This window comes from Pseudomonas sediminis, assembly GCF_002741105.1.
Classification (GTDB): domain Bacteria; phylum Pseudomonadota; class Gammaproteobacteria; order Pseudomonadales; family Pseudomonadaceae; genus Aquipseudomonas; species Aquipseudomonas sediminis.
Map to the genome: position 1 here is coordinate 512,807 of NZ_NIQU01000003.1, position 23,167 is coordinate 535,973.

Genomic DNA, 23,167 nt, shown 5'->3' on the forward strand with positions numbered 1-23,167 from the left:
TGGGATACAGCGCACCGATCTCGCGATGAATTGGCGCCTGGCGGAGTGTGATGGCGCGCACGCTCCCGGGCAGCGGTATAGAAGCGAATCAGCGATTCTTGCCGAAATGAGCCAACGCTGACATGGGCTTGGCAAGACATCACTCAGACCAGAAAAGGGATTTTCTTAAAATCATGTAAGAAATAACCTCACCCGGTTTTCAGTCATTTCTTACGCGAACATTTTTTTCCTGACCATTCAGTTACTTATTTATCAAGTTCAATTCTCATTCAAGCGAAGCGGCAGCTGAGCATTTTTTGAGCATCCGAAATGGCTGGACTATGGTCCAGACATACCCATTTCGAAGGGATTCGACTGATGAAGCCTGTCATGAGAACCGCCGCTCTAGCCCTTTCTCTCTTTGCCGCACCGGCTTTTTCGGCAGGCCAGTTGCAGGGTCAGCTGAACGTCCAGATCACCATTGGTACCGGTTGTACGGTGACCAATGGCGCCGCCAGCGGTAGTAGCAACACATTCGGCTCACTGTCCTTCGGTAACTATAACGACCTCGCCAACCTGATCGACGGCCGCTCCTTCGGCAGTGCCGGCGGTAGCTCATTCGGTTTGCAATGCAGCCTCGGCACGGCCTACAGCATCGCACTCAACTCCGGGCAAAACGCTACCGGCGGACAACGCAGAATGATCAACTCAGGTGCCTACGTCGCTTACAACCTTTACCAGGACAGCGGCCGTAGCCAAGCCTGGGGCGATGGTGGTGCCACGGGCACGGTGCTGTCAGGCACCGGCACTGGCAACAATGAAGAAGTGATCGTCTACGGCCGAGTACCAGCACAAACCACCCCTAGCCCTGGCACCTACACCGATACCGTCCAGGTCACCATCGCCTGGTAATCACCGCCCGCGCCACCAAGAGGATCTCGAACTCGCCAGGGAAGAATCGTCATGCCACGCCTGATCGCCCTTCTATTCCTGCTGACTCCGGCAGCTTTGCCGGCGGTCGACAAGACCGCCACCATCGCCCTGAACGTCGAGGTGTTGCCGGCCTGCCAGGCAGGTAGCACCAGCGGTTCAGGCGTCAGCTTCGGTACGCTGGATTTCGGTACCCACCTCAGAATCGACAACCTGATCACCCGCGTCGGCCAGCCAGGAGCTGGCGCCCTACGCGTCAATTGCCAGCAGAGCATTCCCTACCGCGTACTGATCAACGCGGGCCACAGCGGTAGCACCAACAACCGGCAGATGGTCGGCCCCAGCTCGGCCGTGCTCACCTACAACCTTTACACCGGTGCGGACTACGCCACCGTCTGGGACAACAGCACGGGGGTCAGCGCGGTCGGCAACGGCCAGGATCAATGGCTACCGATCTATGCCCGTGTGCCGGCGCAGAGCGCCCCACCGCCCGGTAGCTACAGCGATACGTTGACCGTCACGGTGAGTTGGTGATGCCGTGCCGGCGCCAGTCACTCGGGGTTTCCAGCCTGTTCAGCCTGATCGTACTGGCCATGCACGCCTTGCCAGCCCAAGGCGACACCGGCATCAACGACCTGGTTATCAGCCAGAGCTTCCAGATACGCGCGGAAATCGTACCCGGGTGTCTGCTCGGTGCCGGTGGCAGCGACGCCACCTCGTTCGGCAGCATTTCGTTCGGCCAGATCAGTACCCTGCCAAGCAACCTGGACACCGCCAGCGCACCGGGCAATGGCTCCATCGTGCTGCAATGTTCCCCCGGCACCGCCGTCACGATTGCATTCAATGCCGGCCTCAATGCCAGCAGCGTCGGTGGCGGGCGCTACCTCGCGCGCGGTGCGGAGCGCCTGCGCTACCAGCTGTACCAGGACGCCGCGCGCAGCATCATCTGGGGCGATGGCAGCAACGGCGGCACGCGCATGAGCATCAACTTTCCCGTTGGCGGCGCCACGCAGACCTATACGGTCTATGCCCGCCTGTTCAGTGTCAGCCCGCTGCCGTCGGCCGGCATCTACACCGACACCATCACCGTCACCGTGAGTTATTGAGCCATGAGGATGCATACCCTCTTCGCCTGCTGCCTGAGCCTGGCCACAGCGCTGGCCAGCCTGACCACGCAGGCCGCCAGTTCCATCCTGATCTGGCCGATCAACCCGCTGATCGAAGCGGATCGACAGAAATCCGCCGCACTGTGGTTGGAAAACCGTGGGCAGGAGCCGGTGGATTTGCAGGTTCGCGTGCTGGCCTGGGACCAGGAGGGCTTCGAAGATCGCCTGACGCCACAGAAGCAAGTGGTGGGCAGCCCGCCGATGGCAACGCTGCAGCCGGGCAAGCGGCAGCTGGTCAGGCTGGTCAATCTAGAACCGCCGAGCGCCGGTACGCTGCGCACCTACCGTGTTCTGGTCGACGAGGTACTGCCACCGCAACCGCGCCCGTCTCAACTGGGTGTGCAGTTCCAGATGCGCTACTCGGTACCCTTGTTCGTGGTCGGGCCTGGAGCCTATCTGGATGACGGCGCGCGAGAAGCGCCAGGCCAGGGCCAGCCACTGGCTCCCGATCTACGCTACCGCGTCGTCGAAGTCAGCGATGGCGTCTTCCTCAATCTGCGCAACCTCGGCCCTGCCCCGGCCCGGTTGTCCCAGGTCGATCTGTTGCGTGACAACAGCAAGCAGCCACTGGCCGAAGGGCTTCTCGGTTATGTGCTGCCCGGCGCGCAGATGCGCTGGCCATTGCCAGCAGGCGTGCGCAGCGGTCGGGTGCAGGCGCGCATCAACGAAAGCCGACAAACGCAGACGCTGGCCTCTGAGTAGGTCACTGGCGTTGCTGTTCCTGGCAGCGTTGCTGTCAGGCCGCTCAGCCCATGGCGATGATGCGCAGCAGTTCGCCGAGGCCCAGTTGCTTTACCTGGAGTTGATCGTCAATGAACTGCCCAGCGGCAAGGTGGTGGAAGTGAGAGAGCATCAGGGCAGGCTGTTCGCCCAACGCGACGATCTGCTCGCCGCGGGTGTCCACCTGCCCTCGGAGACGACGCCCTGGGTCGCACTGGACCAGGTCGACGCCCTGCGCAGCGAGTATCAGCAGGACAGTCAACGTCTGCTGCTCACCCTGCCCAGCGAATGGCTACCGCACCAGCGTTTCGGCCCCAGCAGCCTGAGCGAGCCGATGCAGGCACAGAGCGCGTTCGGTGTGCTGTTCAACTATGACCTCTACTACAACCACACCGAGAATGCCGGCCACTACGCCAATACCTGGCTTGAACAACGAGTGTTCGATGGCTTCGGCATGATTTCCAACACCGGCGTCCATCGTTACAGCTTTTCCGGGCCGGGCTATCGCGACGGCTACACCCGCTACGACAGCACCTGGCGCTTCAATGACCAGCAACGCATGCTCAGTTTCAGCGGCGGCGACCTGATCACCGGCGCACTGACCTGGAACAGCGCGGTGCGCGTGGGCGGCCTGCAGATTTCGCGTAACTTCTCGCTGCGACCAGATCTGATCACCTACCCTCTACCCCGCTTCGATGGCGATGCCGCAGTGCCCAGCACCCTGGACCTGTTCATCGACAACGCGCGCATCGGCCAGCAGGATCTGCGCCCCGGCCCCTTTACGCTCAACACCGTGCCATACATCAGCGGCGCCGGCACGGCGACGCTGGTGACCACCGATGTACTGGGGCGCCAGGTCTCCACCACCGTGCCGTTCTATGTCACCGATACCCTGCTGCGTCAGGGTCTTTCGGACTTCTCCCTGTCGCTGGGCAAACTGCGCCGCAACTATGGCGTGGATAACTTTTCCTACGGCAGTCTGGTGAGCAGCGGCAGCCTGCGCTATGGCCTGACCGACAGTCTCACACTGGAAAGCCATGCCGAAGCAGGTGCCGGTCTCAGGCAGGCCGGTGTCGGCGCGACCGTCGGCCTGGGGCTCATGGGTACCCTGACCAGCTCGGTGAGCCAGAGCAGCGGCATCGGTAACGGCCAGCAGTACAGCCTCGGCTACAGCTACTACGCGCGTCGCTTCGGCATCACCGCGCAGCGCGTCCAGCGCACCTCGGACTATGCCGACCTCAGCGTCGCGCACGCACTGGACAACGACTTGGCCGGTGGCCCGCTGAGCAAGATCCTCGACCAACTGACCTTCAGTTTCAGCCCGGAGGGGCTCGGCTCATTCGGCGTCGGCTATTTCGCCAGCGAAGAGCACAGCGGGCGGCGCACACGTCTGCTCAACCTGTCCTGGTCGCGCAGCCTGTGGGGCAACACCAGCTTCTTTCTCTCCCTCAACCGTCAGTTGGACGACGGTTCGCACGCCATTCAGGCGCAACTGGTCATCCCCTTCGACCTGCACTCCACCCTGAGCACGGGTGTGGAGCGAGACAGCAACGGCAACCAGCGCGTACGCGCCAATTACAGTCGCAACCCACCCAGCGACGGCGGCCTGGGCTGGAACCTCGGCTATGCCGGCGGCGACAATGAATACCGCCAGGCCGACCTGACCTGGCGCACCCAGCATGCCCAGGTGCAGGCAGGCGTTTACGAGAACGACGGAGTTACCACGCAGTGGGGTGGTGTCAGCGGCTCGCTGGTGGCCATGCAGGGCCAGATGTTCGCCAGCAACCGAATCGACGACGCCTTCGTGCTGGTCAGCACCGAGGGTTACTCGGATGTACCGGTGCGCTACGAACATCAACTGCTGGGTCGCACCGACTCGGCAGGCTACCTGCTGGTCCCATGGGTGCCGTCTTACTACCCCGGCCAGTACGAAGTCGACCTGCTGGACCTGCCGAGCAATCTGCAGTTGTCGGAAACCCAGAAGCGCATCGCCGTGCATCAGGGCAGCGGCGCATTGCTAGCCTTCCCGATGGTGATGAGCCTGTCAGCCAGCATCCAACTGGTCGACAGCCTGGGACAGCCACTGCCACGTGGCACCCAGGTGTTGCACCGTCCTAGCGGCCAACGTACCTATATCGGCTGGGACGGCCAGTTGTATTTCGAAGGACTGGCGAAGGACAACCAGTTGGAGGTGCACCTGACCGATGGAAGCCGTTGCACCAGCCGCTTTTCACTGGACGACAGCGCCGTGGAAATGGCCGTAGTCGGCCCCCTCTTCTGCCTGCAACGGGACGGCCAGCCATGATCCGCTGGCTGATATACGTATTCCTGCTCTGCACCACTCTGGTAAGCGTGTCGGCCCATGCCTGCAGCACCTATGCGGGAGGCGCGGTCAACCTGGGCAATACCAACTCTCTGAGTCTGCGCACCACCCAGCAACAAGCTGCAGCCGGCGCGGGTCTGGCTTGTCCGGGGTTGCTTCAGGTACTGGCGGGGGCATACGTGCGTGTCACCCTGCAAAACGCCGGCACCCTGACCTTGCAGGACGGCCAGGGCAATCAGATTCCTTTTCAGGTTTTTCAGGACGCCGGCTACAACCAGGCGCTGGTGGCCGGCCAACCGCAACAACTCGGTGCAATCAACCTGCTGGCCCTAGGGGGGAGCTCCACCGCCATCGGCCTGTATTTCCGGACCAATCCCGGCCCCAACGTGCCCGCCGGCACCTACACCGCCACCGTCACCCTGCGCTGGGACTGGGCGATCTGCACCGTCGGCGCGCTCAATATCTGCGCCTGGAACCGTAGCCCAGGCCTGACGCAGAACTGCGCGGTGATCTGCGGTGCTCCCACCAACTGGGGGACGGGTTCACTCGCCACCCTGACCATCACCCTGGTGGTCAGCAAGGCCTGCCGCATCGATACCTTGCCCAACGTCGACTTCGGCGCCAACGCCCTGATAAGCCAGTTCACTGCACAGCAGCGCACCTTCTCCGTCACCTGCACCAATACAGAGGGCTATACGCTTAGCTTCGACAATGGGCAGAACTACCAGGCGCCCTGGCGGCGCCTGAGAAATGGCAGCCAGTACATCCGCTACAACCTCTATCACAGCGGCAGCAGCCTGATCTGGAACGCCGCCTCGCCACTCACGGCCAGCGGCACGGGCAACTCGCAGAGCTTCAACTACCAGGCGATCCTCGATCCCACGCAGAGCAACGCACCGGTCGGCGTTTACACCGACAACGTGCTGCTGATCATCAGTTACTGAAGCCTTACCAGTAGATCACCAGCGTCGAGCCGGCATTCTCGACGGATTGCGCCGTTACCGAGGGTGCCTGCGCATTCGACACCAATGGCAAGGCGCGTCCGTTCGGATCCTGCAGACGATAGGCCGCGTGCTCACAGTCATGTGCGGACAGGTACACGCCAGCCGCATCGCTTCGAGCAGCAACCTCGCAACGCTTGAGAATGGTCAGGCTGATCTGCAATTGCCCGCTGATTTGCTCGGCAAGCGACAGATTGACAGTGACGCACAGCGCGGTGGCCACGAACCAGGCAAGGAGTCGATGAAACGGCATGATGACGGTCTACGGTAAGGCTGGCCTGCTGCGGTGAAGGTCAAAATCCATCCGTAGAAACGGTCGCGACATCAGAATGTCGACCGCAGGCGGGAGAATACGGTGATATCACATTGAAATCATCGTCATTCCGACGAACGTGGCTCAGGCCAAGGGCTGCGCGACGAAACGCTTACCCGGCGCCACGATCTGCTCCTGCGCAGTCACCAGCGGCAGATCACGCGCGCCTTCGGCGGTCTGCTCGACCAACGCGAAGAGCGTCGCCGTGGCCAATTCCAATGCCTGCGGCAGCGCCTGTCCGGCCAACAGCCGGCCCAGCAGCGTGGCCGAGAACACATCGCCCATGCCATTGGGCAATGGGTGCAGCGCCAGGCGTGGGGTGGTCACCAGCCAGGCGCCCTCGCCGTTGACCGCCAGCGTACCCAGCTCGCTGTCAGGAATATCCGGCGTGGCCAGGCTGGTGACGATCACCACATCCGGGCCACGGCCGCGCAACTGCCGAGCGATCTTCACCGCCTCCTGCAGATTGGCCGGTTTGGAGCCGGTAAGCAGCTCGAACTCGAACTGGTTAGGCGTGATGATATTGGCGAAGGGAATCGCCTGGTCACGCAGGAAATCGGGAATCGCCGGGTTGACGAACACACCACGCCCGACATCGCCCATCACCGGGTCGCACAGGTAGCGAACCGCCGGGTTGTGTTGGCGAATCTCACCTACCGCCTCGAGAATCACCCGCCCGGTATCAGCATCGCCCAGATAACCGGAAAGCACCGCCGACAGCCGCGGCAGAACACCGCGTTCACGCAGCCCGAGCAGCACCTCGCGCACATGCTCCGCGCCGAACACCTGACCGCGAAACTGGCCGTAGCCGGTGTGATTGGAGAACTGCACGGTGTGGATCGGCAGCACCTCGAAGCCCAGCCGCTGCAGTGGGAAAACCGCAGCAGCATTGCCGACATGGCCCCAGGCCACGTGCGACTGAATGGACAAGACGAGGGGCGGTAACGTGGCGCTCATGACGGTCTCTGCTGGCTGCGTATGACAAGGCGCAGATTATTCGCCAAGCTGCCTGGGCGCACCACTGCCTCTTCAAGCGCCGAGCTGTTGGAGACGGTGCCTGGAGGCTGAGTTATATCGCAACAGCTTGCACGCCTCAGGCAAGCCAGAGATTTGAGGTGCACTACCAAGACTCGCTGAAAACGCCACTCGAGCCGGGTGCGCGACGAACGGCAGATATGTGAATTGACATATCGGTAAATCTCGATATTATCGCCACCCATGGACCTGATCAATGTATTCAAAGCCCTCTCGAATCCCACCCGCCTTGGCATCCTTAAGGGGTTGAAGGATCCGGTGAAGAACTTTCCTCCGCAAGATGAAGGGGACGTTCATACCGTGGGCGTGTGCGTCAGCAGTATTCAGGAAGGTGTCGGTCTGTCGCAGTCAACGGTGTCCGATTACCTCGCGACGTTGCAACGGGTCGGTCTGGTCGAAGTCCGCCGGGTTGGTCAGTGGACCTACTACAAACGCAATGAAGCCAATATCCGTGCCCTGGCCGAGCTCATTGGCAAGGAGTTGTAATTTTTTGACCCAACATATCGATATTTCTCGATATCCCTTTTAACCGAAACGAGGACTGACAATGGAGAGACCCTAGGCACAGTCGCGTAAATTTTTTTGCATCAATATATCGAAAATTCCCTATATCCCTTTTTCCAGAAACAAGGAACAACACAATGAAAGCGCAAATTCTCAAATCCTTTGGCGGCCCGAACGCGTTCGAACTGAGCGAAGTGGCCAAACCCGTACCGCAGGCAGGGCAAGTTCTGGTGCGGGTTCACGCTACCTCCATCAACCCGCTGGACTACCAGGTACGCCGTGGCGACTACGTCGATTACGTCCCCCTCCCCGCCATTACCGGGCATGACGTCTCCGGCGTGGTCGAAGCGGTCGGCCCAGGTGTGACGAGCTTCGTGCCAGGCGATGAGGTCTGGTACACCACGCAGATTTTCGAAGGTGGCGGCAGTTACGCCGAGTACCACGTTGCGTCCGAAAGCATCATCGGCAAGAAGCCGGCATCGCTGAGCCACCTCGAGGCAGCAAGCCTGACGCTGGTAGGCGGGACGGTCTGGGAAGCACTGATCGGGCGTGTATCGCTGCGGGTCGGGGAGAGCATTCTGATCCACGGCGGTGCGGGTGGCGTCGGCCATGTCGCGATCCAGGTGGCAAAAGCCATTGGCGCCCGAGTATTCACCACCGTGCGTGAAGAGAACTTCGAATTCGCCCGGGGCCTGGGTGCCGACGTGGTCATCGACTACGAACAAGAGGATTACGTGGACGCCATCCTGCGGGAAACCGATGGCCAAGGCGTGGATGTGATCTTCGACACCATCGGCGGCGACACCTTGACCCGCAGCCCCGACGCACTCGCCCAGCTGGGCCGTGTGGTTTCGATCGTCGACATCGCCAAGCCGCAGAACCTGATCCAGGCCTGGGGCAAGAACGCCAGCTACCACTTCGTCTTCACCCGCCAGAACCGCGGCAAGCTCGATGAGCTGAAGGCATTGGTCGAGCGCGGTCAACTGCGCCCCCATATTGGCGCGGTCTATTCGCTCGCTGACATTGCAAGCGCGCATGCACTGCTGGAAACGCCCAACAACGGTCTTCGCGGCAAAGTCGCAATTGCCGTCGAGCCATCACTCGTCCCGTAAGTACACAGGCTCAACTACCAAACAGACTCTAGAGGAATACCGTAATGATTTATGAAATCGCAGTACTGCCTGTTCACAGTGCGCAGATTGAACAGTTCAAACAGGCATTTGCCGACGTAGTTCATTTGCTAGAACGCGCCAAGGGCTATCACGGCCATCTGTTCGCGCAGGGCGTCGAAAGTCCCGAGACTTTCAACCTGATCGTGCGCTGGGCCTCACTTGAGGACCACTCACCGGGTTTCGAAGCGAGTGACGACCATCAGACCTTCATGCAGGGCCTGGAAGAATTCTTCTCGCAAGAGCCGACTGTCTACCACATTCAGGAGGCCGCTTTTACCCATAGAAACAATCAGGCCTTCGATATTGCTGCGCCAAAAGCTTAACTCTGCAGCCCGGACGTGGGCACTGCTTCTGGCCGCAATCTGATCTGACAGCTTTGTAATACAAGGCTGTCAGATCAACTTTCCTAAATACCATTCCATCGTTTGCTCCAACAGTGAGTTGGCAACCAAGCTCAACTCTCGCGGAGGCATTCGACATTAGTTTCGCTTTCCGGAGTTTAAAATGATCATCAAACATGCAAAAAACCTGGCAACCATTTCAATTACCAGCCTTGCCATACTTCTATCCAGTAATGCACTCGCTGAAAGTCACGCCACCACTTACAAGTATGGATTGAAACTTGATATAGCCAAGGTTCTATCCATCTCGAAACCCAAAACCCATACCTGCAAGCCGGTCGATCATCTGATGAAATACATCGACTCGGCTGGAACCATCCAGACCCTGAAATTCAGGGCTCTCTCTGATGCATGCAGCAAAGGGCACTGACATAACGCCAGTTGTGCCAGGGATGGCAAGCAGCCGTAAAAATGAGCAACTGCGTACAACTTAGCGATCAACGCCTATGTAGCCGCTCATTCTTGGCAATCGCTCGCAATACTGGCATATAGCCGCACGAGCCGCGTTATCATGCCCGCGCCAGCGTTCGGCATGAGCACAAGGAGCAGTAGATGAGCGATTCGCGCCAGGCGGCGTTTGCCCGGGAATGCGACCTGATCATGAAAGGCGGCATCACCAGTGGCATCGTCTACCCGCTGGCTATTACCGAGATCGCCAAGGCGTTTCGTTTGCGCAGCATCGGCGGCACTAGTGCCGGCGCCATCGCGGCAGCGGCAGCAGCTGCGGCCGAGCTGGGCCGCCAGCGCTATCAGCAGGGTGAGTTGAGCAACGACCCGGCCGGCTTCGCGACAATCGAACGACTGCCCCAACACCTCTGCGTGCCCGCCGCCAATGGCCATGGCACCAAGCTGCTGGCGCTGTTCAAGCCGGCCCCGGCAGTACGCCCCCTGTTCGATACCTTCATCGCCATTCTCGAAGCCAAGGGAAAAGGCCCCTGGGCGCGGTTGTTCGCGCCATTGAAAGTCATGCTCCTGCGCCACAAGCTCGCTGCCCTGGTCGGCGCCCTGCTGGCAGGCGGGCCGCTGTGGTGGAGCGCCATCAATAGCGCCAGCGCCCTGGTCTGGCTCTGGGTGCTGCTGTTCACCGCACTGGGTGGCGTCGCAGCCGTGCTCGGACGCATGGCCATGGTGGCATTGCGCGAATTGCCGGCGAGCGGTTTCGGCCTGTGCAGCGGTATGCCAACGGCCGATGACGATGCCCCGGATGAAGCCCTGACCACCTGGCTGGCCCAGTACTTCGACCAGCTCAGCGGCCAACCCGACTACTGCGCCGGCCAGGCCAACGCTATCGAATGCGAGCGCCCCCTGACCTTCGGCGATCTGCGTCGCCATGGCATCGACCTGCAGGTGATGACCACCTGCCTGAGCATGGCGCGACCGTTCCGCCTGCCCTTTCGTGACGATGACAAGGTGCGCGAGAACAACCAGTTCCACTTCCGCCAGGAGGAATTCTCACGGCTATTCCCTCAGCGTGTGGTGGCCTGGATGCGCGCTCACCAGCGCCCCGGCACTGACCGTGGCGACGGCTACCTGCGCCTGCCGCTGCCTGATGATCTGCCGGTGATCGTCGCCGTGCGCATGAGCCTGAGTTTCCCTCTGCTGCTCAGCGCCGTGCCGCTGCATGCCGTGGACTATCGCAAGAGTGCGAAAAAGCTGGAGCGCTGCTGGTTCACCGATGGCGGCATCAGCTCCAACTTTCCCATCCACTTCTTCGATGCCGCGCTGCCCAGGCGCCCCACCTTCGGCCTCGACCTGGGTCCAACCGATGGCGCCGACGAACAACGCGTGCGCTTCCCGCGCAACAATGGCGATGCGCGGCTGGCCTACTGGCGCCGCTTCCCGCAGAAGGGCCTGCCCGCCCTGCGCGGCTTCCTCGCCCTGCTCAGCAACGTTGCCAAGGACTGGAACCACGAAACCCTGTCGCTGATGCCCGGCTTTCGCGACCGTATCGGCCTGATCCAGCTGACCCGCGAAGAAGGCGGCCTCAACCTGACCATGCCCACCGAGCGCATCGAACGGCTGACCCGTTACGGACGTGAAGCCGGCCAGCAGTTCGTCCTGCGCTTCGGCGACCCGCAGCACTGGCAGCCCGGCGCCCAGGCATCGCCGATGAACTGGGAGAACCACCAGATCATCCGCCTGCGCCTGCAACTGGCCAGCGTCGCTGAACAACTACAGAGCCTAGAAAGAGCCTGCCGTGAACTGCACGGCACCGAGCAGGACTACCAGCGCTTCTTCAGCGCCGATGCCAGGCGCTACAGCTACCCCTTTAAAGGCCTGCATGACCTGGAGCAGGACCCGGATACCGGCCTTTACCGCACCCAGGCCGGCCTGGCGCAGGCCATGTTGGGCAAGCTGCGGGAGATCGCCCAGATGATCGAACAGCACCCTGACAGTCACCCGGCGATCGACGCCCCCAAACCCACGCCTGAACTCAAGCTGCGGCCGCGTCTGTAGGGCGCCAGCAAACGACAAGGCTCCCAAATGGGAGCCTTGTTTGCACACGACTGGGGTGATCAGCTACCCGGATGGGCATAGGCCTCTTCGAAGAAATAATCCTTCCAGGACGCCGCCTTGTTCTTCAGCACACCCAGCTCATGCAGCTTCTCGGCATAGATGAAAGTGCGCTGCGGCGAGATGGTGAAGTCGTTCTCCAGGTCCTCGATGATCTTCTTCACGAAGTCCAGCGGCAGCTTGGAGTTCTCCACGCGAATGTACGTCTCGGCGGCTGCGGCCTTGTCTGCCTTGATGATCTGCTCGGCTTCCACCAGCGCGTCATAGAAGGCCTTGTAGGTCTTGGGGTTCTCGTCGTGGAATTTCTCGGTGGCGTAGAGCACGTTGAACGTGGCCTGGCCGCCGAGGATGTCGTAGCTGCTGATCAGCTTGTGCACCTTGGGGTTCTCCAGCGCCTGGTACTGGAACGGCGGGCTGGAGAAATGCGCGGTGATTTCCGAACCGCCCTTGATCAGCGCCGCAGTGGCGTCCGGATGCGGCAGACTGACGGAAATATTGTCGAAGCGCTGGAAGTCATCCTTGCCATAGCGCTTGGCGGCCTCGAGCTGCAGGGTGCGCGATTGGAAGCCAACACCGGCTGCCGGCACGGCAAGACGATCCTTCTCGGACAGATCGTCCAGCGACTTGACGTCTTCACGGTTGCTCAACACATAGCCCGGCAATGAGCCCAGCGCCGCCACCGCTTTTACGTTCTGCCGCCCGTGGGTGCGATCCCACACGGTAAGCATCGGCGGCACACCCGCCGAGACCACGTCGATGGCACCGGCCAGCAGCGCCTCGTTCATCGCGGTGGCACCGGAAATGGTGCGCCATTCGACTTCGATCTTGTCCAGGCCCTGGGCCTTGGCGTGCTTCTCGATCAGTTGCTGGTCCTTGACCACGTGCAGCACCAAGTAACCGATGCCGAACTGCTGAGCGATGCTGATCGTGCCTTCGGCCTGCGCAGCCAGCGGAGTTGCCAATGCGCCGAGCAGGCCCAAGGCGGCGGCCAGACGGCCGAATGTGAATGTGTTGGTCATCGTGTAGTTCTCGTTGTGTGATCAGTGAATTATTCGTGTGTAGGTAGGCCGTGCGGTGATCCGACCCCGTATGTAGGGTGGGCTTCAGCCCACCGGCGGTGCGTCCAGTTGGTGGGCTAAAACGGATCGCCGCCCGGCCCACCCTACGGTTTGCGTCGTAAGATTCAGCGCTGCATCCCCCAACGTTTCACGGTCACCCGCTCGACCGTGGCGAACACCAGGTTCTCCACCAGCAGGCCGATCAGAATCACCGCAGCCAGGCCGGCGAAGACCTTGTCGGTGTAAAGCTCGTTGCGGTTCTGGAAGATGTACCAACCCAGGCCGCCCTTGCCGCTGGAGGCGCCGAACACCAGCTCGGCAGCGATCAGCGTGCGCCAGGCGAAGGCCCAGCCGATCTTCAGGCCCGAGAGGATCGACGGCAGCGCCGCCGGGATCAGGATGAACAGCACGAAGCGCAGGCCCCTGAGGCCGTAGTTGCGCCCGGCCATGCGCTGGGTCTCGGAGACGCCGAGAAAACCGGCGTAGGTATTCAGCGCCAGCGCCCAGAGCACCGAATGCACCAGCACGAAGATCAGGCTGTTCTCGCCCAGGCCGAACCACAGCAGCGACAGCGGCAGCAGCGCGATGGCCGGCAGCGGGTTGAACATCGAGGTCAGGGTCGACAGCAGGTCGCGCCCAAGTTGGGTCGACACCGCCAGGGTGGTAAGCAGGAAGGCCAGACCGATGCCGAGCAGGTAGCCCTTGATCAGCACCGACAGCGAGATCGCCACCTTCTCCAGCAGCTCGCCACTGCCGATGCCTTCGGCGAAAGCCTTGGCCGTCTGCACGAAGCTGGGCAACAGCAGGTCATTACCCTGATAACGTGCCGCCAGCTCCCAGATCAGCGCCAACAACAGCAGGATCAGCGTCTTGCGCAGCCAGCCCTGTTGCCACAGGCGCTGCAGCAAGGGCAGCTCACGTTCCAGCTTGAGATCCGGCAGAGGCTGCAGAGCAATTTCGTAATCGTCTCGGCGTGCGGGGGAAAGACTCATGGTGCACGCTCCTCAGTAGGCAATGCGGATGTCATGGAAGCCCAGCTCGGCAGCGGCGCGTGCGCCCTCCTCGCTGTCCTCCTCGAACAACAGGTGATGGATGCGTTGCGCGGTCTGCTGGAACGCTGTACCACCCAGGCTGTGCAGGTCGAACTGATGGCAGCCCACCTCCGCCCGCACCCGTCCCGGATGTGGCGACAGCAGTAGAATGCGGTTGCCGACAATCAGCGCCTCTTCGATCGAATGGGTTACGAACAGCAAGGTGAAGCGCACCTCCTCCCACAGTTGCAGCAGCTCCTCCTGCATCTTGCGGCGGGTCAACGCGTCGAGCGCGGCGAAGGGCTCGTCCATCAGCAGGATCTTCGGCTGCATGGCCAGCGCTCGGGCAATCGCCACGCGCGCCTTCATGCCGCCGGACAGGGTGTGCGGGTAGGCATCGGCGAAGGCCGCCAGGCCGACCTTCTCCAGGTAATGCAAGGCGCGTTCTTCGGCCTCGCGACGGCCCAGGGTGCGCGACGCCAACAGCGGAAACATGACGTTCTGCTTCACCGTCTTCCACGCTGGCAACTGGTCGAACTCCTGAAACACCACGATGCGGTCAGGGCCAGGCTCGCGCACCTCGGCGCCATCGAGGCGGATGCTGCCGCCAATCGGCTCGATGAAACCGGCGACGGCCTTGAGCAGCGTGGACTTACCGCAGCCCGAAGGGCCAAGCAGCACGAAACGATCGGCGCGATCCACCTCGAAGCTGACTTCGTGGGTGGCGCGCACCACGCGCTGCGGAGTGCGGTATTCGAGGCTGACCTTGTCTACCTGCAAAACGGTGTCGAAGGCCGCGGCGGTTGACTGTGGGTTGCTGGCCGTGTGGCCTTGCAAGGGGGCATTCATGGGGTTCAGCTTCCTTGGCCGATGGCGGCGTCTTCGAAGAAGTAGTCCTGCCAGGAGGTGGGCTTGTTCTTGATCGCGCCGACGCGCTGAAGGAACTCGGCCAGCGGGTAGGTGTTGGTCGGTGTCACGCTGAACTGGAATTGCTCGTTATCGATGATATTCAGTAGATCCTCACGGCTGATCTTGGCGCCGGTCACACGGATGTAGGTGTCGGCGGCCGCGCCCTTGTCGTTCTGGGCAAAGTCGGCAGCCTCGGCCAGTGCAGCGACGAAGGCCTTGTAGGTCTTGGGGTTGTCGTTGCGGAATTTCTCGGTGGCATAGAGCACGGTCGGCGAGTTCGGGCCGAGCAGCTTGTAGGTGTCGAGCACCACATGCACGTTGGGGTTCTCCAGCGCCTGGTTCTGGAACGGCGGGTTGGAGAAATGCCCGGTCAGCTCGGTGCCGCCGGACAGCAGCGAAGCAGTGGCATCCGGGTGCGGCAGCGCCACGGTGTACTTGTCGAGGCGGTCGAACTCCTTGTCGCCCCACTGCTTGGCGGCGGCGTACTGGAGGAAACGCGACTGCACCGAGACGCCCACCGCCGGCACGGCGATGCGATCCTTCTCGGTGAAATCGGCGATGGCCTTGACCTTGGGATTATTGCTCAGCAGGTAGTACGGGAAGTTGCCCAGCGAAGCCACGCCCTTGACGTTCTGCTTGCCGTGGGTGCGATCCCAGACGGTGAGCAACGGGCCAATGCCGGCACCGGCGATATCGATGGCGCCGGACAGCAGTGCATCGTTGATCGCCGCGCCGCCAGAGAGTTGTTGCCAATCGACCTTGATGTCCAGGCCATCGGCCTTGCCGTGCTTCTCGATCAACTGCTGGTCACGCACCACGTTGAGCAACAGATAAACGATGCCGAACTGCTCGGCGATGCGGATCTGCCCCTCGGCATGCGCTGCCTGAGGCGCCGCCAGCGAGCCTGCCAGCAAGCTCAGTGACAGACCGATACCACTGGCCAGCCGGCCAAAACGTGGAATGAAAGGAAAACGTTTGCCTAGAGACATGGTGTGACTCCATTCGGATGCAAGCGAAAAGGAAATTTGGGTGTTGCGGTCAATCAGAACGGCACGTCGCCCTGGATCGTCGTGCGGTGCATGCGCCGGCGCAGGTGGCTCGGGCAGCCCGTGGCCAGGTGGACCAGCGCGCGGTTGTCCCAGAACACCATGTCGTGTGGCTGCCACTGGTGGCGATAGATGAACTCGGGTTTGGCGCTGTGCGCGTAGAGCTCAGCGAGGATCTGCCGGCTCTCGTCCTCGGGAACGTCGAGAATATGGGTGGTGAAGTTCTCGTTGACGAACAGGCCCTTGCGCCCGGTTTCCGGGTGAGTGCGCACCACCGGGTGAACCACCGACTTGACCTCGGCCAGTTGCGCCTCGGTCAGGGTCGGGCGACGAATGCCGGCGAATACCTCATCGGCATAACGAGCGGTATAGGAATGCGCAGCGCGCTTGCCTTCGATGGCCTGGCGCAATTCGGTTGGCAGGGTTTCATAAGCCAGTTGCTGGCTGGCGAACAGCGTATCGCCGCCCTCCTCCGGCAGCTCCTGAGCCAACAGCATGGAGCCCAGGCTGGGGAATTCCTTGTAGGACAGATCCGAATGCCAGAACTTGCCGGCATCGCCCAGGCCAATCGGCTGACCGTTCTCGATGATGTTGGAGATGATGAAAATCTCCGGGTGATCGGCCAGCAGAAACTGCTTGAGCACGTGGATCTGCAGCGGGCCGAAACGGCGGCTGAAGTCGATCTGCTGCTCGGGCGTGATGCGCTGGTCACGGAATACCAGCAAGGCGTGATCGAGGTGAGCGCGATGGACGCGGGCGAAGTCTTCATCGCTGAGCGGTCGGGTCAGATCCAGACCGATGATCTCGGCGCCAACGGGCGCATCGAAGGGGCGAACCTCGAATGACTGTGCCGACGCCGCGGTGGTGGTATGGGCTACTGCCGACATAGAAAACTCCATGCAAAGGCGCCAATCGGCGCATCACTTTGACCGGCCGAGGGTTCGGCCATGTGTTCAGTGCGGCGCGCCGATTGGTCGGCAGGTACGCATGGAGGAGAACTCTATAGGTATAAGAAAATTATTTTAAATACCTAAAAAGCATATTCATATGACCGCCAGCGAGTCGCGCCATCAGATGGCACGCTCGCTGCCGATATCAGGTGCTTCGCCGGTCGGGCAGTAGCTTGCGTTAGGCAAAGCGGACCGGGCCTAGACCAGAGAATCAGTCGCGAATAGCCGGTCTTGAGTAGCAGATAGATGTCGTTAATAGGGGCTGCTATCGGCCAAAAGCTGACTGTTGCCCAGTAAATAAATCTGTCCCCTTTTCCACCGTCCCCTTTTCCACCCCCAGCCGCAGCCTAGCCCCACTTTTACTGAGTTTGGATGTTTAGCCCTGCTCTTGAACACGCATGCAGTCCAGAAAGTCGTCAGAAGCAAAACCGACTCCGCAATTAGACTCAAACCGCTCGTTGATCTTCGTCAGTATCATTCGGCTAGCCTGCTCTGGCGAAGTGGGGAAGAAAGCCCCACCCGGCTCACTGTGCATAAAGAAATCGCCCTGCTTCGATCCGCAGTGCTCACAGTGATTCATCATGTATCGGCCGCCAGCTTTACTGTATGCAGACTTAAAGTTTTCAGTGAAACGGCTAAGCTGTTTTGCAACCTGCGGGGATAAACTGCTGACGCTAGAGGCAGTTCCGCGGTATCCACGACAGTTCCACTCTCCACGGTTGGCTGAAAGCGTGAAACCTTCGTCTTCACCCTCTACAAGCTCAAACTGCTCGTGTTCCTCAGGAAGCACGAAGGAAAAAACACGCGTCGAGTTGAAGCATTTCCAGCAACTGGTAGCTGACTCGATCACATAGTAATAGGGCGAGCGAACAAGGAATTCCGGCTCGTGCTCAAGATCATCTTCTTTGGCTACAGGCAACCACTGCACAAGAGGTGCTATATCGACCCCGTCTGGAACATACCAGACTTTCAGTGTCGGATCCCATCGTGCGCCAAGTGACTTGGCTTCATCTTTCTGCGAGAACGGGACTTTAAGGTCAGTCCTTGGCATATAAAACTCCTTTTTTCTTACGGAATAATCGGGGACAGACCACGATATTGATGCTGTCGAGAGTCATCTGCCTGCCGTAAATGGCAGCTCCAGGCCGAAAGCCGCCTGTCTCCGGCGTCCGTATCCGGCCCAGAAACGACCACTCAATATGGCGCCACAGCCCAATAAAAACTAGAACGACTGGATGCCCCGCTTGAATAGCGAGAGGAGACATTGCGGTTTGTACCTGTAACTAGTCGAGCCAGCTATAAAATTTCGAATTAAAGTCCCAGGCTGTGAAGTAGTGATCGCCATCCCAATAAGATATCTCTCCTCTATCATTTACTGATCGTTTAGCACGGAAGACAGTATCGATATTCTTCAGCGCAAGAATCCTAGTATCTAGGATGGGGATTTCATGACCCTCTAATCCATGCACGTCCTGTCCCACAATACTCTTAGGTAGGGCCATTAGCAGTGCGGCGTGAGTGGTTTCCTTAAGCACAAGCGCGAAAACATTTCCGATGGTGCCGTACCCGTGGTGCGCGTGTACAACTAGCGCGTTGCTGCCTCCCTCCAGCCGTCGCAGCACCGAGACCACATGGTCATCTGATACCAGCGCCGACTTGTCTCGAATAACGCCGCCTTCTGCTTGGCGGCACCAGTCTGCAACATCCATTGAAGTGTTCAGCTCCAGTATGCCGGAGGATCGATTAGCAAACTTCTGTGCGCTGGGCAGGAAGCGTGAGGTAGTGACGAACATCCCTCGGTCAGCACCATCATTCGCAACAACACCTCGAAGGGCCGCTACTGCTTCCAGTCCAATAGGACGCGATGGGGAGTATCGCTTAGCCTGAACGTAAACGAGCGTGTCCCCTAGTGGCCCGCGTTGAAGCAATCGGACATCGACGCCTCCATCACCTATACCGGGCCCTAGCTCTGCCTCATACCCTAGGTTCTGGAATATTCGATAGAGGAGTACTTCAAACTCACGATGGTGCAAGTTTTGCAGTCGCTCTGGGCGGGAGTAGAAATATTGATAGAGCTCAGCATAGAGGTCGCCGAAGTCCTCGATGATTAAGCTGCACACCCATTTCCATTGGAAGTATGCGTCATAGGCAGTTTGCAGCTCCTCTGTTTCGGCAAAAAAGTGAAAGGAGTGTCCATCACAGTTTTCAAACCAAAAGCCGTATTCCTCTGCAACCGCCTGAAACTGCTCCCGTAGTTTTGGATCGTAGTCTTCATCCAGAAGCCGGCCGAGATCTCCCCCGCTACGGAGAATGAAAATTACGGAGCAATCTCCAGGCTCCCCGTCTACATGCTCGGCGTACGACACAAAGTCACTGTCATACCAAAGATCGTGGGAAACTGCCCAGCTCTCGAGAGCTTTCTGAGCTTCCTGAATCTTTTTTTCCAGCTGTTTATCTGTGTATTCCATCGAAACGTATCTCGCTTGCGGGTAGCAATCTCGCCTGCGGGGAAAGTAAAGACTAAATAGCCCTGGTTTCGTAGGTGCCTTCAAAAACCTCAAAATCGGACCTAGGTAAACGCCCGCTCCTGGCCGAAAGCAGCCGTATAGCCCGCAAATCTGCACTAACCCGCGCGCTCCACCCGGTTCCGCCCTTGCGTCTTTCCCCGGTAAAGGGCGGCATCCGCCTGCTGCAGAAACTCATCGAACGCCTGCGCGCTGTTGAATTCATGCGAAACGCCAAGGGTCGCCGTGCAGCGAATCGAATCACTCAGGCCTGCGCCAGCCACTTCGCTATGTTCGATCGCAGCCCGGGTGCGCTCTGCCAACTGCAGGGCGCCGGCGCTATCGGTATCCAGGGCGATGACCACGAATTCCTCGCCGCCCAAGCGGCAGACCAGGTCGCCCTGGCGTGCAGTGGCCTTGAGGATTTCGGCAACACGCGTCAGGACGAGGTCACCAACATTGTGGCCGTGGGTGTCATTGATGCTTTTGAAGTGGTCGATGTCCACGATCAACAGATACGCCGGGCCAGCCGTGCGCGAGCGGAAGTGGGCGTCCAGGGCGTCCATCAGCCCGCGCCGGTTCAGCAGCTGGGTCAGCGGGTCGTGCGCAGCCAGGTTGCGCAGTTCATCGGTAAGCCGGCGCAACACCAGCCACACGGCGCTGGGCGGCAGCACCGTCGCCAGAAACGACATGTAGAGATAGAAAACCTTCTGGAAGCCGCTGCCCATATCGAGTGCCGCCAGGCCACCCTTGAGGATCATCGCGAACTTCATGGCGTTAAGGATGCAGATGCCGCCGATCAGCACGGCGAACACCAGCATCTCGACGCGCAGATCCCGGGCGAAGGTTCGCCGTCCGTAGAGCACCGCCACGGTCATGGCCAGAAACAGCGAGGCACAGGCCGCAGCCAGCATGGCGTGACGGGCTTCAGTTCCCAGTAGCCATTGCACCAGCAGTTGCAACAGCGTGTAGCCGGCCACCAGCATGAGCAACGGACGCAGCACCGGCGTCGGCGGCTCGAAAAAGCGCATGGCACCCAGCACATAGACGACCGGAGCGCTGAGCGTCAGCGTGTGGTTGATGACACTCACCAGCCCCTCATCCGGTGGGCCGCCGAACAACTGCAGGATGTATGCAAGGCCCAGCAACAGGTTGCCCAGCGCGAAGACCTCCATGCCCATTTTCTTGCCATTCAGCCGGGTGCTGATCAGCAGGAACATCACGGAAAAACACAGCAGGTACACGCAGAGCATGCCGAGGATGACGGTAGTGACCATGGTTCGCGCAAGTTGAGGGATGGCAACGGGAGCCTAGCACTGGGTGACGCACAGCGGCGCCCTCGCCTCTCTGCGTTACAGAGGCTGTTTGCATGGCATTTCAAACCCGCGAATCGTAGGCATATGGCGCTGGGAAGGCAATTTGTCATGCACGCCTATAGAGGCAGCCTCGCGGCGCTAGCCTACCGTGCGAAAAAAGAACGCCGAGTCGGCTAAGCCGGCTCGGCGTAAACGCAAACCCGTTTGCACAGGTTTACTACCGTGTTCAACGGTGGGCAGCTAGGACACAAAAAGAGCCGCCTTACAGTTTCGATCAGAAAGCCGGCAGTACCGCGCCTTCATAACGTTTTTCGATGAAGGCTTTCACTTGCGGGCTGGTCAGCGCGGCGGAGAGTTTCTTGATCGCCTCGCTATCCTGATTGTCCGGGCGAGCTACCAGGTAGTTGACGTAAGGCGAATCGCTGCCTTCGATCACCAGCGCGTCGCGCTTGGGATTGAGCTTGGCCTCCAGCGCATAGTTGGTGTTGATCAGCGCCAGGTCGACCTGATTCAGTACGCGCGGCACGGTGGCTGCCTCCAGCTCGCGGAACTTGAAGTTGCGCGGGTTATCGGCGATGTCACGCGGCAGTGCCTGGGCGCTGTTGGGATCCTTGAGGGTCAGCAGGCCAGCCTTCTGCAGCAGGAGCAGCGCACGGCCGCTGGTGCTGACTTCGTTGGGGATGGCGATGGTGGCGCCGTTCGGCAATTCGTCGAGGGACTTGTACTTGGCCGAATAGGCGCCGAAAGGCTCGACGTGCACGCCCTGCACGATCACCAGCTCGGTACCGCGCTGCGTATTGAAGGTGTCCAGGTACGGCTTGGTCTGGAAGTAGTTGGCATCCAGGTTCTTCTGGCTCACCTGCAGGTTGGGTTGAACGTAGTCGGTGAAGAACTTGATATCCAGATCCACGCCTTGCTTGGCCAGCTCGGGCTTGATCAGTTCGAGGATTTCGGCGTGCGGTACCGGCGTGGCGGCGACGCTAAGCTTTTCGTCAGCGTGGGCCAGGGAGGCAGTCAGGGCAGCGGCCAGAGCGGTCAACAGCAGGGTCTTCTTCATAGTTCCTTGTTCTCGGTCTGAGGCACCGGCTGGATCAGCAGTCCGGCGCGTTTGGCAGGCGCCCGGCGGATATGACGGGCTGGGCGCAACAGTACGAAGAAAGACTTATTCCATAAAATAATTATTAATTATTTTCTTATACTCAAAATAATCTTACGCTTCCGCTTGTGAGCCCAGCCTGCTCCCGCCTAGAGTGAAAAGCCTTCGCTCCATGGAGGCTCCCATGCTCACCGCCGCCCTCGCCCGCTTCCCCCGCCTGCAGCTGATTCTTCAGGCCACCGCTCTGCAGCATCTGCCACGCCTGTCCCAATACCTGGGCCGCGATATCTGGATCAAACGCGACGACCTCACCCCGTTGGCGCTCGGCGGCAACAAGGCGCGCAAGCTCGAATATCTCGCCGCCGATGCGCAGGCCAAGGGTGCCGACATACTGGTGACCGCCGGCGCCATCCAGTCCAACCACGTACGACAAACCGCAGCGGTCGCTGCGCAACTCGGCCTGGGCTGCCTGGCCCTGCTGGAAAACCCCATCGACAGCCAGAGCGACGACTACCTGGGCAATGGCAATCGCCTGCTACTGGACCTGTTCGGTGCCGAGGTGGAAAACGTCGCCACTTTGGATAACGCCGATCAGCTATTGGAGGCCGCTTGCCGACGCCTCAGCGCAGCCGGGCGCTGTCCATACCTGGTGCCCATCGGCGGCTCCAATGCCCTGGGCGCACTCGGCTACGTGCGTGGCGGTCTGGAGCTGGCCGAGCAGATCGCTGCCAGCGGCCAGGACTTCGCCGCCGTGGTGCTGGCCTCCGGCAGCGCCGGCACACATGCTGGGCTGGCGCTGGCACTGGAAAGCGCGCGCCCTGGCACACGTGTGATCGGTGTCACCGTTTCGCGCAGCGAGGCCGCACAAAAGCCCAAGGTCGAGGGTCTACTCCAGCGCACTGCTGAACTGTTGGAGGTTGATGTGCCGCGCGGGCTGAACCTGGAGCTATGGGACGCCTATTTCGCACCGCGTTACGGCGAAGCCAACGCCGCCGGCCTCGAGGCAATCAGCCTGCTGGCGCGCCTGGAAGCGATCCTGCTCGACCCGGTCTACACTGGCAAAGCCTTCGCCGGGCTGCTCAATGGCCTGAAGCATGGCGCCTTCCCAGGCAACGGACCGCTGCTGTTCCTGCACACCGGCGGCTCACCAGCCCTCTTCGCTTACAAACAAAATTGAATATATGGATAATTTTTAATTA

23 protein-coding genes are annotated in these 23,167 nt (G+C 60.5%); 12 read left to right on the plus strand and 11 right to left on the minus strand.

Annotated elements, in window-relative coordinates; all coding sequences use genetic code 11:
* Nucleotides 1–357 precede the first annotated feature (357 nt).
* The 6 genes from CDO35_RS10415 to CDO35_RS10440 are packed head-to-tail and all read left to right on the plus strand — an operon-like array spanning nt 358 to nt 6,062.
* Nucleotides 358–891, plus strand: a complete 534-nt coding sequence (locus CDO35_RS10415) for a Csu type fimbrial protein (RefSeq protein WP_425048534.1) — start codon at nt 358–360, stop codon at nt 889–891.
* A 51-nt stretch (nt 892–942) separates the two neighbouring features.
* Nucleotides 943–1,443: a Csu type fimbrial protein gene (locus tag CDO35_RS10420; RefSeq protein ID WP_099524513.1), complete on the plus strand. Its 501-nt coding sequence runs from the start codon at nt 943–945 to the stop codon at nt 1,441–1,443.
* Nucleotides 1,443–2,015, plus strand: a complete 573-nt coding sequence (locus tag CDO35_RS10425) for a Csu type fimbrial protein (protein WP_099524515.1) — start codon at nt 1,443–1,445, stop codon at nt 2,013–2,015. The genes CDO35_RS10420 and CDO35_RS10425 overlap by 1 nt, the downstream gene beginning before the upstream one ends.
* A 9-nt stretch (nt 2,016–2,024) precedes the next feature.
* Nucleotides 2,025–2,777: a fimbrial biogenesis chaperone gene (locus CDO35_RS10430; RefSeq protein ID WP_243699066.1), complete on the plus strand. Its 753-nt coding sequence runs from the start codon at nt 2,025–2,027 to the stop codon at nt 2,775–2,777.
* A 10-nt stretch (nt 2,778–2,787) separates the two neighbouring features.
* Entirely contained in the window at nt 2,788–5,100 is a 2,313-nt protein-coding gene (locus CDO35_RS10435; RefSeq protein WP_243699067.1) for a fimbria/pilus outer membrane usher protein, read from the plus strand.
* Nucleotides 5,097–6,062, plus strand: coding sequence for a Csu type fimbrial protein (locus tag CDO35_RS10440; RefSeq protein WP_099524519.1), 966 nt, complete (start codon nt 5,097–5,099; stop codon nt 6,060–6,062). The genes CDO35_RS10435 and CDO35_RS10440 overlap by 4 nt, the downstream gene beginning before the upstream one ends.
* A 4-nt stretch (nt 6,063–6,066) precedes the next feature.
* On the opposite strand, the gene CDO35_RS10445 is transcribed toward CDO35_RS10440, so the two are convergent.
* Both CDO35_RS10445 and pdxY read right to left on the minus strand, forming a co-directional pair.
* A complete protein-coding gene (locus CDO35_RS10445; protein ID WP_099524521.1) occupies nt 6,067–6,372 on the minus strand; it encodes a hypothetical protein in 306 nt (101 codons plus the stop codon).
* A 144-nt stretch (nt 6,373–6,516) separates the two neighbouring features.
* Entirely contained in the window at nt 6,517–7,389 is an 873-nt protein-coding gene (pdxY, locus tag CDO35_RS10450; protein WP_099524523.1) for a pyridoxal kinase PdxY, read from the minus strand.
* 261 nt (nt 7,390–7,650) lie between these two features.
* On the opposite strand from pdxY, the gene CDO35_RS10455 reads away from it, so the two are divergent.
* The 5 genes from CDO35_RS10455 to CDO35_RS10475 all read left to right on the plus strand — a co-directional run bounded on the left by CDO35_RS10455 (nt 7,651) and on the right by CDO35_RS10475 (nt 12,001).
* Nucleotides 7,651–7,953: an ArsR/SmtB family transcription factor gene (locus CDO35_RS10455; protein ID WP_017676662.1), complete on the plus strand. Its 303-nt coding sequence runs from the start codon at nt 7,651–7,653 to the stop codon at nt 7,951–7,953.
* A gap of 155 nt (nt 7,954–8,108) precedes the next feature.
* Complete coding sequence (locus CDO35_RS10460; RefSeq protein WP_099524525.1) at nt 8,109–9,083, plus strand: zinc-dependent alcohol dehydrogenase family protein; 975 nt, start codon at nt 8,109–8,111, stop codon at nt 9,081–9,083.
* Nucleotides 9,084–9,127: 44 nt separating this feature from the next.
* On the plus strand, nt 9,128–9,466 hold the full coding sequence (locus CDO35_RS10465) for an antibiotic biosynthesis monooxygenase family protein (RefSeq protein WP_099524527.1): 339 nt from the start codon (nt 9,128–9,130) through the stop codon (nt 9,464–9,466).
* 181 nt (nt 9,467–9,647) lie between these two features.
* Nucleotides 9,648–9,914 carry a DUF2790 domain-containing protein gene (locus CDO35_RS10470; protein WP_099524529.1) on the plus strand — a complete coding sequence of 89 codons (267 nt, stop codon included), beginning with the start codon at nt 9,648–9,650 and terminating at the stop codon, nt 9,912–9,914.
* A gap of 182 nt (nt 9,915–10,096) precedes the next feature.
* Entirely contained in the window at nt 10,097–12,001 is a 1,905-nt protein-coding gene (locus CDO35_RS10475; protein WP_099524530.1) for a patatin-like phospholipase family protein, read from the plus strand.
* 59 nt (nt 12,002–12,060) lie between these two features.
* Here CDO35_RS10475 and CDO35_RS10480 read toward each other — a convergent pair whose 3' ends face one another.
* The 9 genes from CDO35_RS10480 to CDO35_RS10520 form a co-directional block, all read right to left on the minus strand.
* The gene (locus CDO35_RS10480; RefSeq protein ID WP_099524532.1) at nt 12,061–13,077 is read right to left on the minus strand and encodes an ABC transporter substrate-binding protein; all 1,017 of its coding nucleotides are present in this window, start codon (nt 13,075–13,077) and stop codon (nt 12,061–12,063) included.
* 164 nt (nt 13,078–13,241) lie between these two features.
* Nucleotides 13,242–14,108: an ABC transporter permease gene (locus tag CDO35_RS10485; RefSeq protein WP_099524534.1), complete on the minus strand. Its 867-nt coding sequence runs from the start codon at nt 14,106–14,108 to the stop codon at nt 13,242–13,244.
* A 12-nt stretch (nt 14,109–14,120) separates the two neighbouring features.
* On the minus strand, nt 14,121–14,996 hold the full coding sequence (locus CDO35_RS10490) for an ABC transporter ATP-binding protein (protein WP_099524535.1): 876 nt from the start codon (nt 14,994–14,996) through the stop codon (nt 14,121–14,123).
* Between the two features lie 5 nt (nt 14,997–15,001).
* The gene (locus tag CDO35_RS10495; protein WP_099524537.1) at nt 15,002–16,045 is read right to left on the minus strand and encodes an ABC transporter substrate-binding protein; all 1,044 of its coding nucleotides are present in this window, start codon (nt 16,043–16,045) and stop codon (nt 15,002–15,004) included.
* Between the two features lie 53 nt (nt 16,046–16,098).
* On the minus strand, nt 16,099–16,989 hold the full coding sequence (locus CDO35_RS10500) for a TauD/TfdA dioxygenase family protein (RefSeq protein ID WP_099524539.1): 891 nt from the start codon (nt 16,987–16,989) through the stop codon (nt 16,099–16,101).
* 439 nt (nt 16,990–17,428) lie between these two features.
* Nucleotides 17,429–18,103 (minus strand): DUF5710 domain-containing protein, encoded by a 675-nt coding sequence (locus tag CDO35_RS10505; RefSeq protein WP_099524540.1) that lies wholly within the window; start codon nt 18,101–18,103, stop codon nt 17,429–17,431.
* Nucleotides 18,104–18,335: 232 nt separating this feature from the next.
* Nucleotides 18,336–19,520, minus strand: coding sequence for a restriction endonuclease (locus CDO35_RS10510; protein WP_099524542.1), 1,185 nt, complete (start codon nt 19,518–19,520; stop codon nt 18,336–18,338).
* Between the two features lie 155 nt (nt 19,521–19,675).
* Nucleotides 19,676–20,833: a GGDEF domain-containing protein gene (locus tag CDO35_RS10515; protein ID WP_099524543.1), complete on the minus strand. Its 1,158-nt coding sequence runs from the start codon at nt 20,831–20,833 to the stop codon at nt 19,676–19,678.
* A 313-nt stretch (nt 20,834–21,146) separates the two neighbouring features.
* Complete coding sequence (locus CDO35_RS10520) at nt 21,147–21,929, minus strand: MetQ/NlpA family ABC transporter substrate-binding protein (protein ID WP_099524545.1); 783 nt, start codon at nt 21,927–21,929, stop codon at nt 21,147–21,149.
* 223 nt (nt 21,930–22,152) lie between these two features.
* Between CDO35_RS10520 and CDO35_RS10525 the strand changes: the two genes are divergently transcribed.
* A complete protein-coding gene (locus tag CDO35_RS10525) occupies nt 22,153–23,145 on the plus strand; it encodes a D-cysteine desulfhydrase (RefSeq protein WP_099524547.1) in 993 nt (330 codons plus the stop codon).
* Nucleotides 23,146–23,167 lie beyond the last annotated feature (22 nt).

Excerpts from the sequence above, each read along its gene's own strand:
- CDO35_RS10415 (WP_425048534.1), top strand. The coding sequence starts at position 358 with ATGAAGCCTGTCATGAGAACCGCCGCTCTAGCCCTTTCTCTCTTTGCC.
- CDO35_RS10420 (WP_099524513.1), top strand. The coding sequence starts at position 943 with ATGCCACGCCTGATCGCCCTTCTATTCCTGCTGACTCCGGCAGCTTTG.
- CDO35_RS10425 (WP_099524515.1), top strand. The coding sequence starts at position 1,443 with ATGCCGTGCCGGCGCCAGTCACTCGGGGTTTCCAGCCTGTTCAGCCTG.
- CDO35_RS10430 (WP_243699066.1), top strand. The coding sequence starts at position 2,025 with ATGCATACCCTCTTCGCCTGCTGCCTGAGCCTGGCCACAGCGCTGGCC.
- CDO35_RS10440 (WP_099524519.1), top strand. The coding sequence starts at position 5,097 with ATGATCCGCTGGCTGATATACGTATTCCTGCTCTGCACCACTCTGGTA.
- CDO35_RS10445 (WP_099524521.1), bottom strand. The coding sequence starts at position 6,372 with ATGCCGTTTCATCGACTCCTTGCCTGGTTCGTGGCCACCGCGCTGTGC.
- pdxY (WP_099524523.1), bottom strand. The coding sequence starts at position 7,389 with ATGAGCGCCACGTTACCGCCCCTCGTCTTGTCCATTCAGTCGCACGTG.
- CDO35_RS10455 (WP_017676662.1), top strand. The coding sequence starts at position 7,651 with ATGGACCTGATCAATGTATTCAAAGCCCTCTCGAATCCCACCCGCCTT.
- CDO35_RS10460 (WP_099524525.1), top strand. The coding sequence starts at position 8,109 with ATGAAAGCGCAAATTCTCAAATCCTTTGGCGGCCCGAACGCGTTCGAA.
- CDO35_RS10465 (WP_099524527.1), top strand. The coding sequence starts at position 9,128 with ATGATTTATGAAATCGCAGTACTGCCTGTTCACAGTGCGCAGATTGAA.
- CDO35_RS10470 (WP_099524529.1), top strand. The coding sequence starts at position 9,648 with ATGATCATCAAACATGCAAAAAACCTGGCAACCATTTCAATTACCAGC.
- CDO35_RS10475 (WP_099524530.1), top strand. The coding sequence starts at position 10,097 with ATGAGCGATTCGCGCCAGGCGGCGTTTGCCCGGGAATGCGACCTGATC.
- CDO35_RS10480 (WP_099524532.1), bottom strand. The coding sequence starts at position 13,077 with ATGACCAACACATTCACATTCGGCCGTCTGGCCGCCGCCTTGGGCCTG.
- CDO35_RS10485 (WP_099524534.1), bottom strand. The coding sequence starts at position 14,108 with ATGAGTCTTTCCCCCGCACGCCGAGACGATTACGAAATTGCTCTGCAG.
- CDO35_RS10490 (WP_099524535.1), bottom strand. The coding sequence starts at position 14,996 with ATGAATGCCCCCTTGCAAGGCCACACGGCCAGCAACCCACAGTCAACC.
- CDO35_RS10495 (WP_099524537.1), bottom strand. The coding sequence starts at position 16,045 with ATGTCTCTAGGCAAACGTTTTCCTTTCATTCCACGTTTTGGCCGGCTG.
- CDO35_RS10500 (WP_099524539.1), bottom strand. The coding sequence starts at position 16,989 with ATGTCGGCAGTAGCCCATACCACCACCGCGGCGTCGGCACAGTCATTC.
- CDO35_RS10505 (WP_099524540.1), bottom strand. The coding sequence starts at position 18,103 with ATGCCAAGGACTGACCTTAAAGTCCCGTTCTCGCAGAAAGATGAAGCC.
- CDO35_RS10510 (WP_099524542.1), bottom strand. The coding sequence starts at position 19,520 with ATGGAATACACAGATAAACAGCTGGAAAAAAAGATTCAGGAAGCTCAG.
- CDO35_RS10515 (WP_099524543.1), bottom strand. The coding sequence starts at position 20,833 with ATGGTCACTACCGTCATCCTCGGCATGCTCTGCGTGTACCTGCTGTGT.
- CDO35_RS10520 (WP_099524545.1), bottom strand. The coding sequence starts at position 21,929 with ATGAAGAAGACCCTGCTGTTGACCGCTCTGGCCGCTGCCCTGACTGCC.
- CDO35_RS10525 (WP_099524547.1), top strand. The coding sequence starts at position 22,153 with ATGCTCACCGCCGCCCTCGCCCGCTTCCCCCGCCTGCAGCTGATTCTT.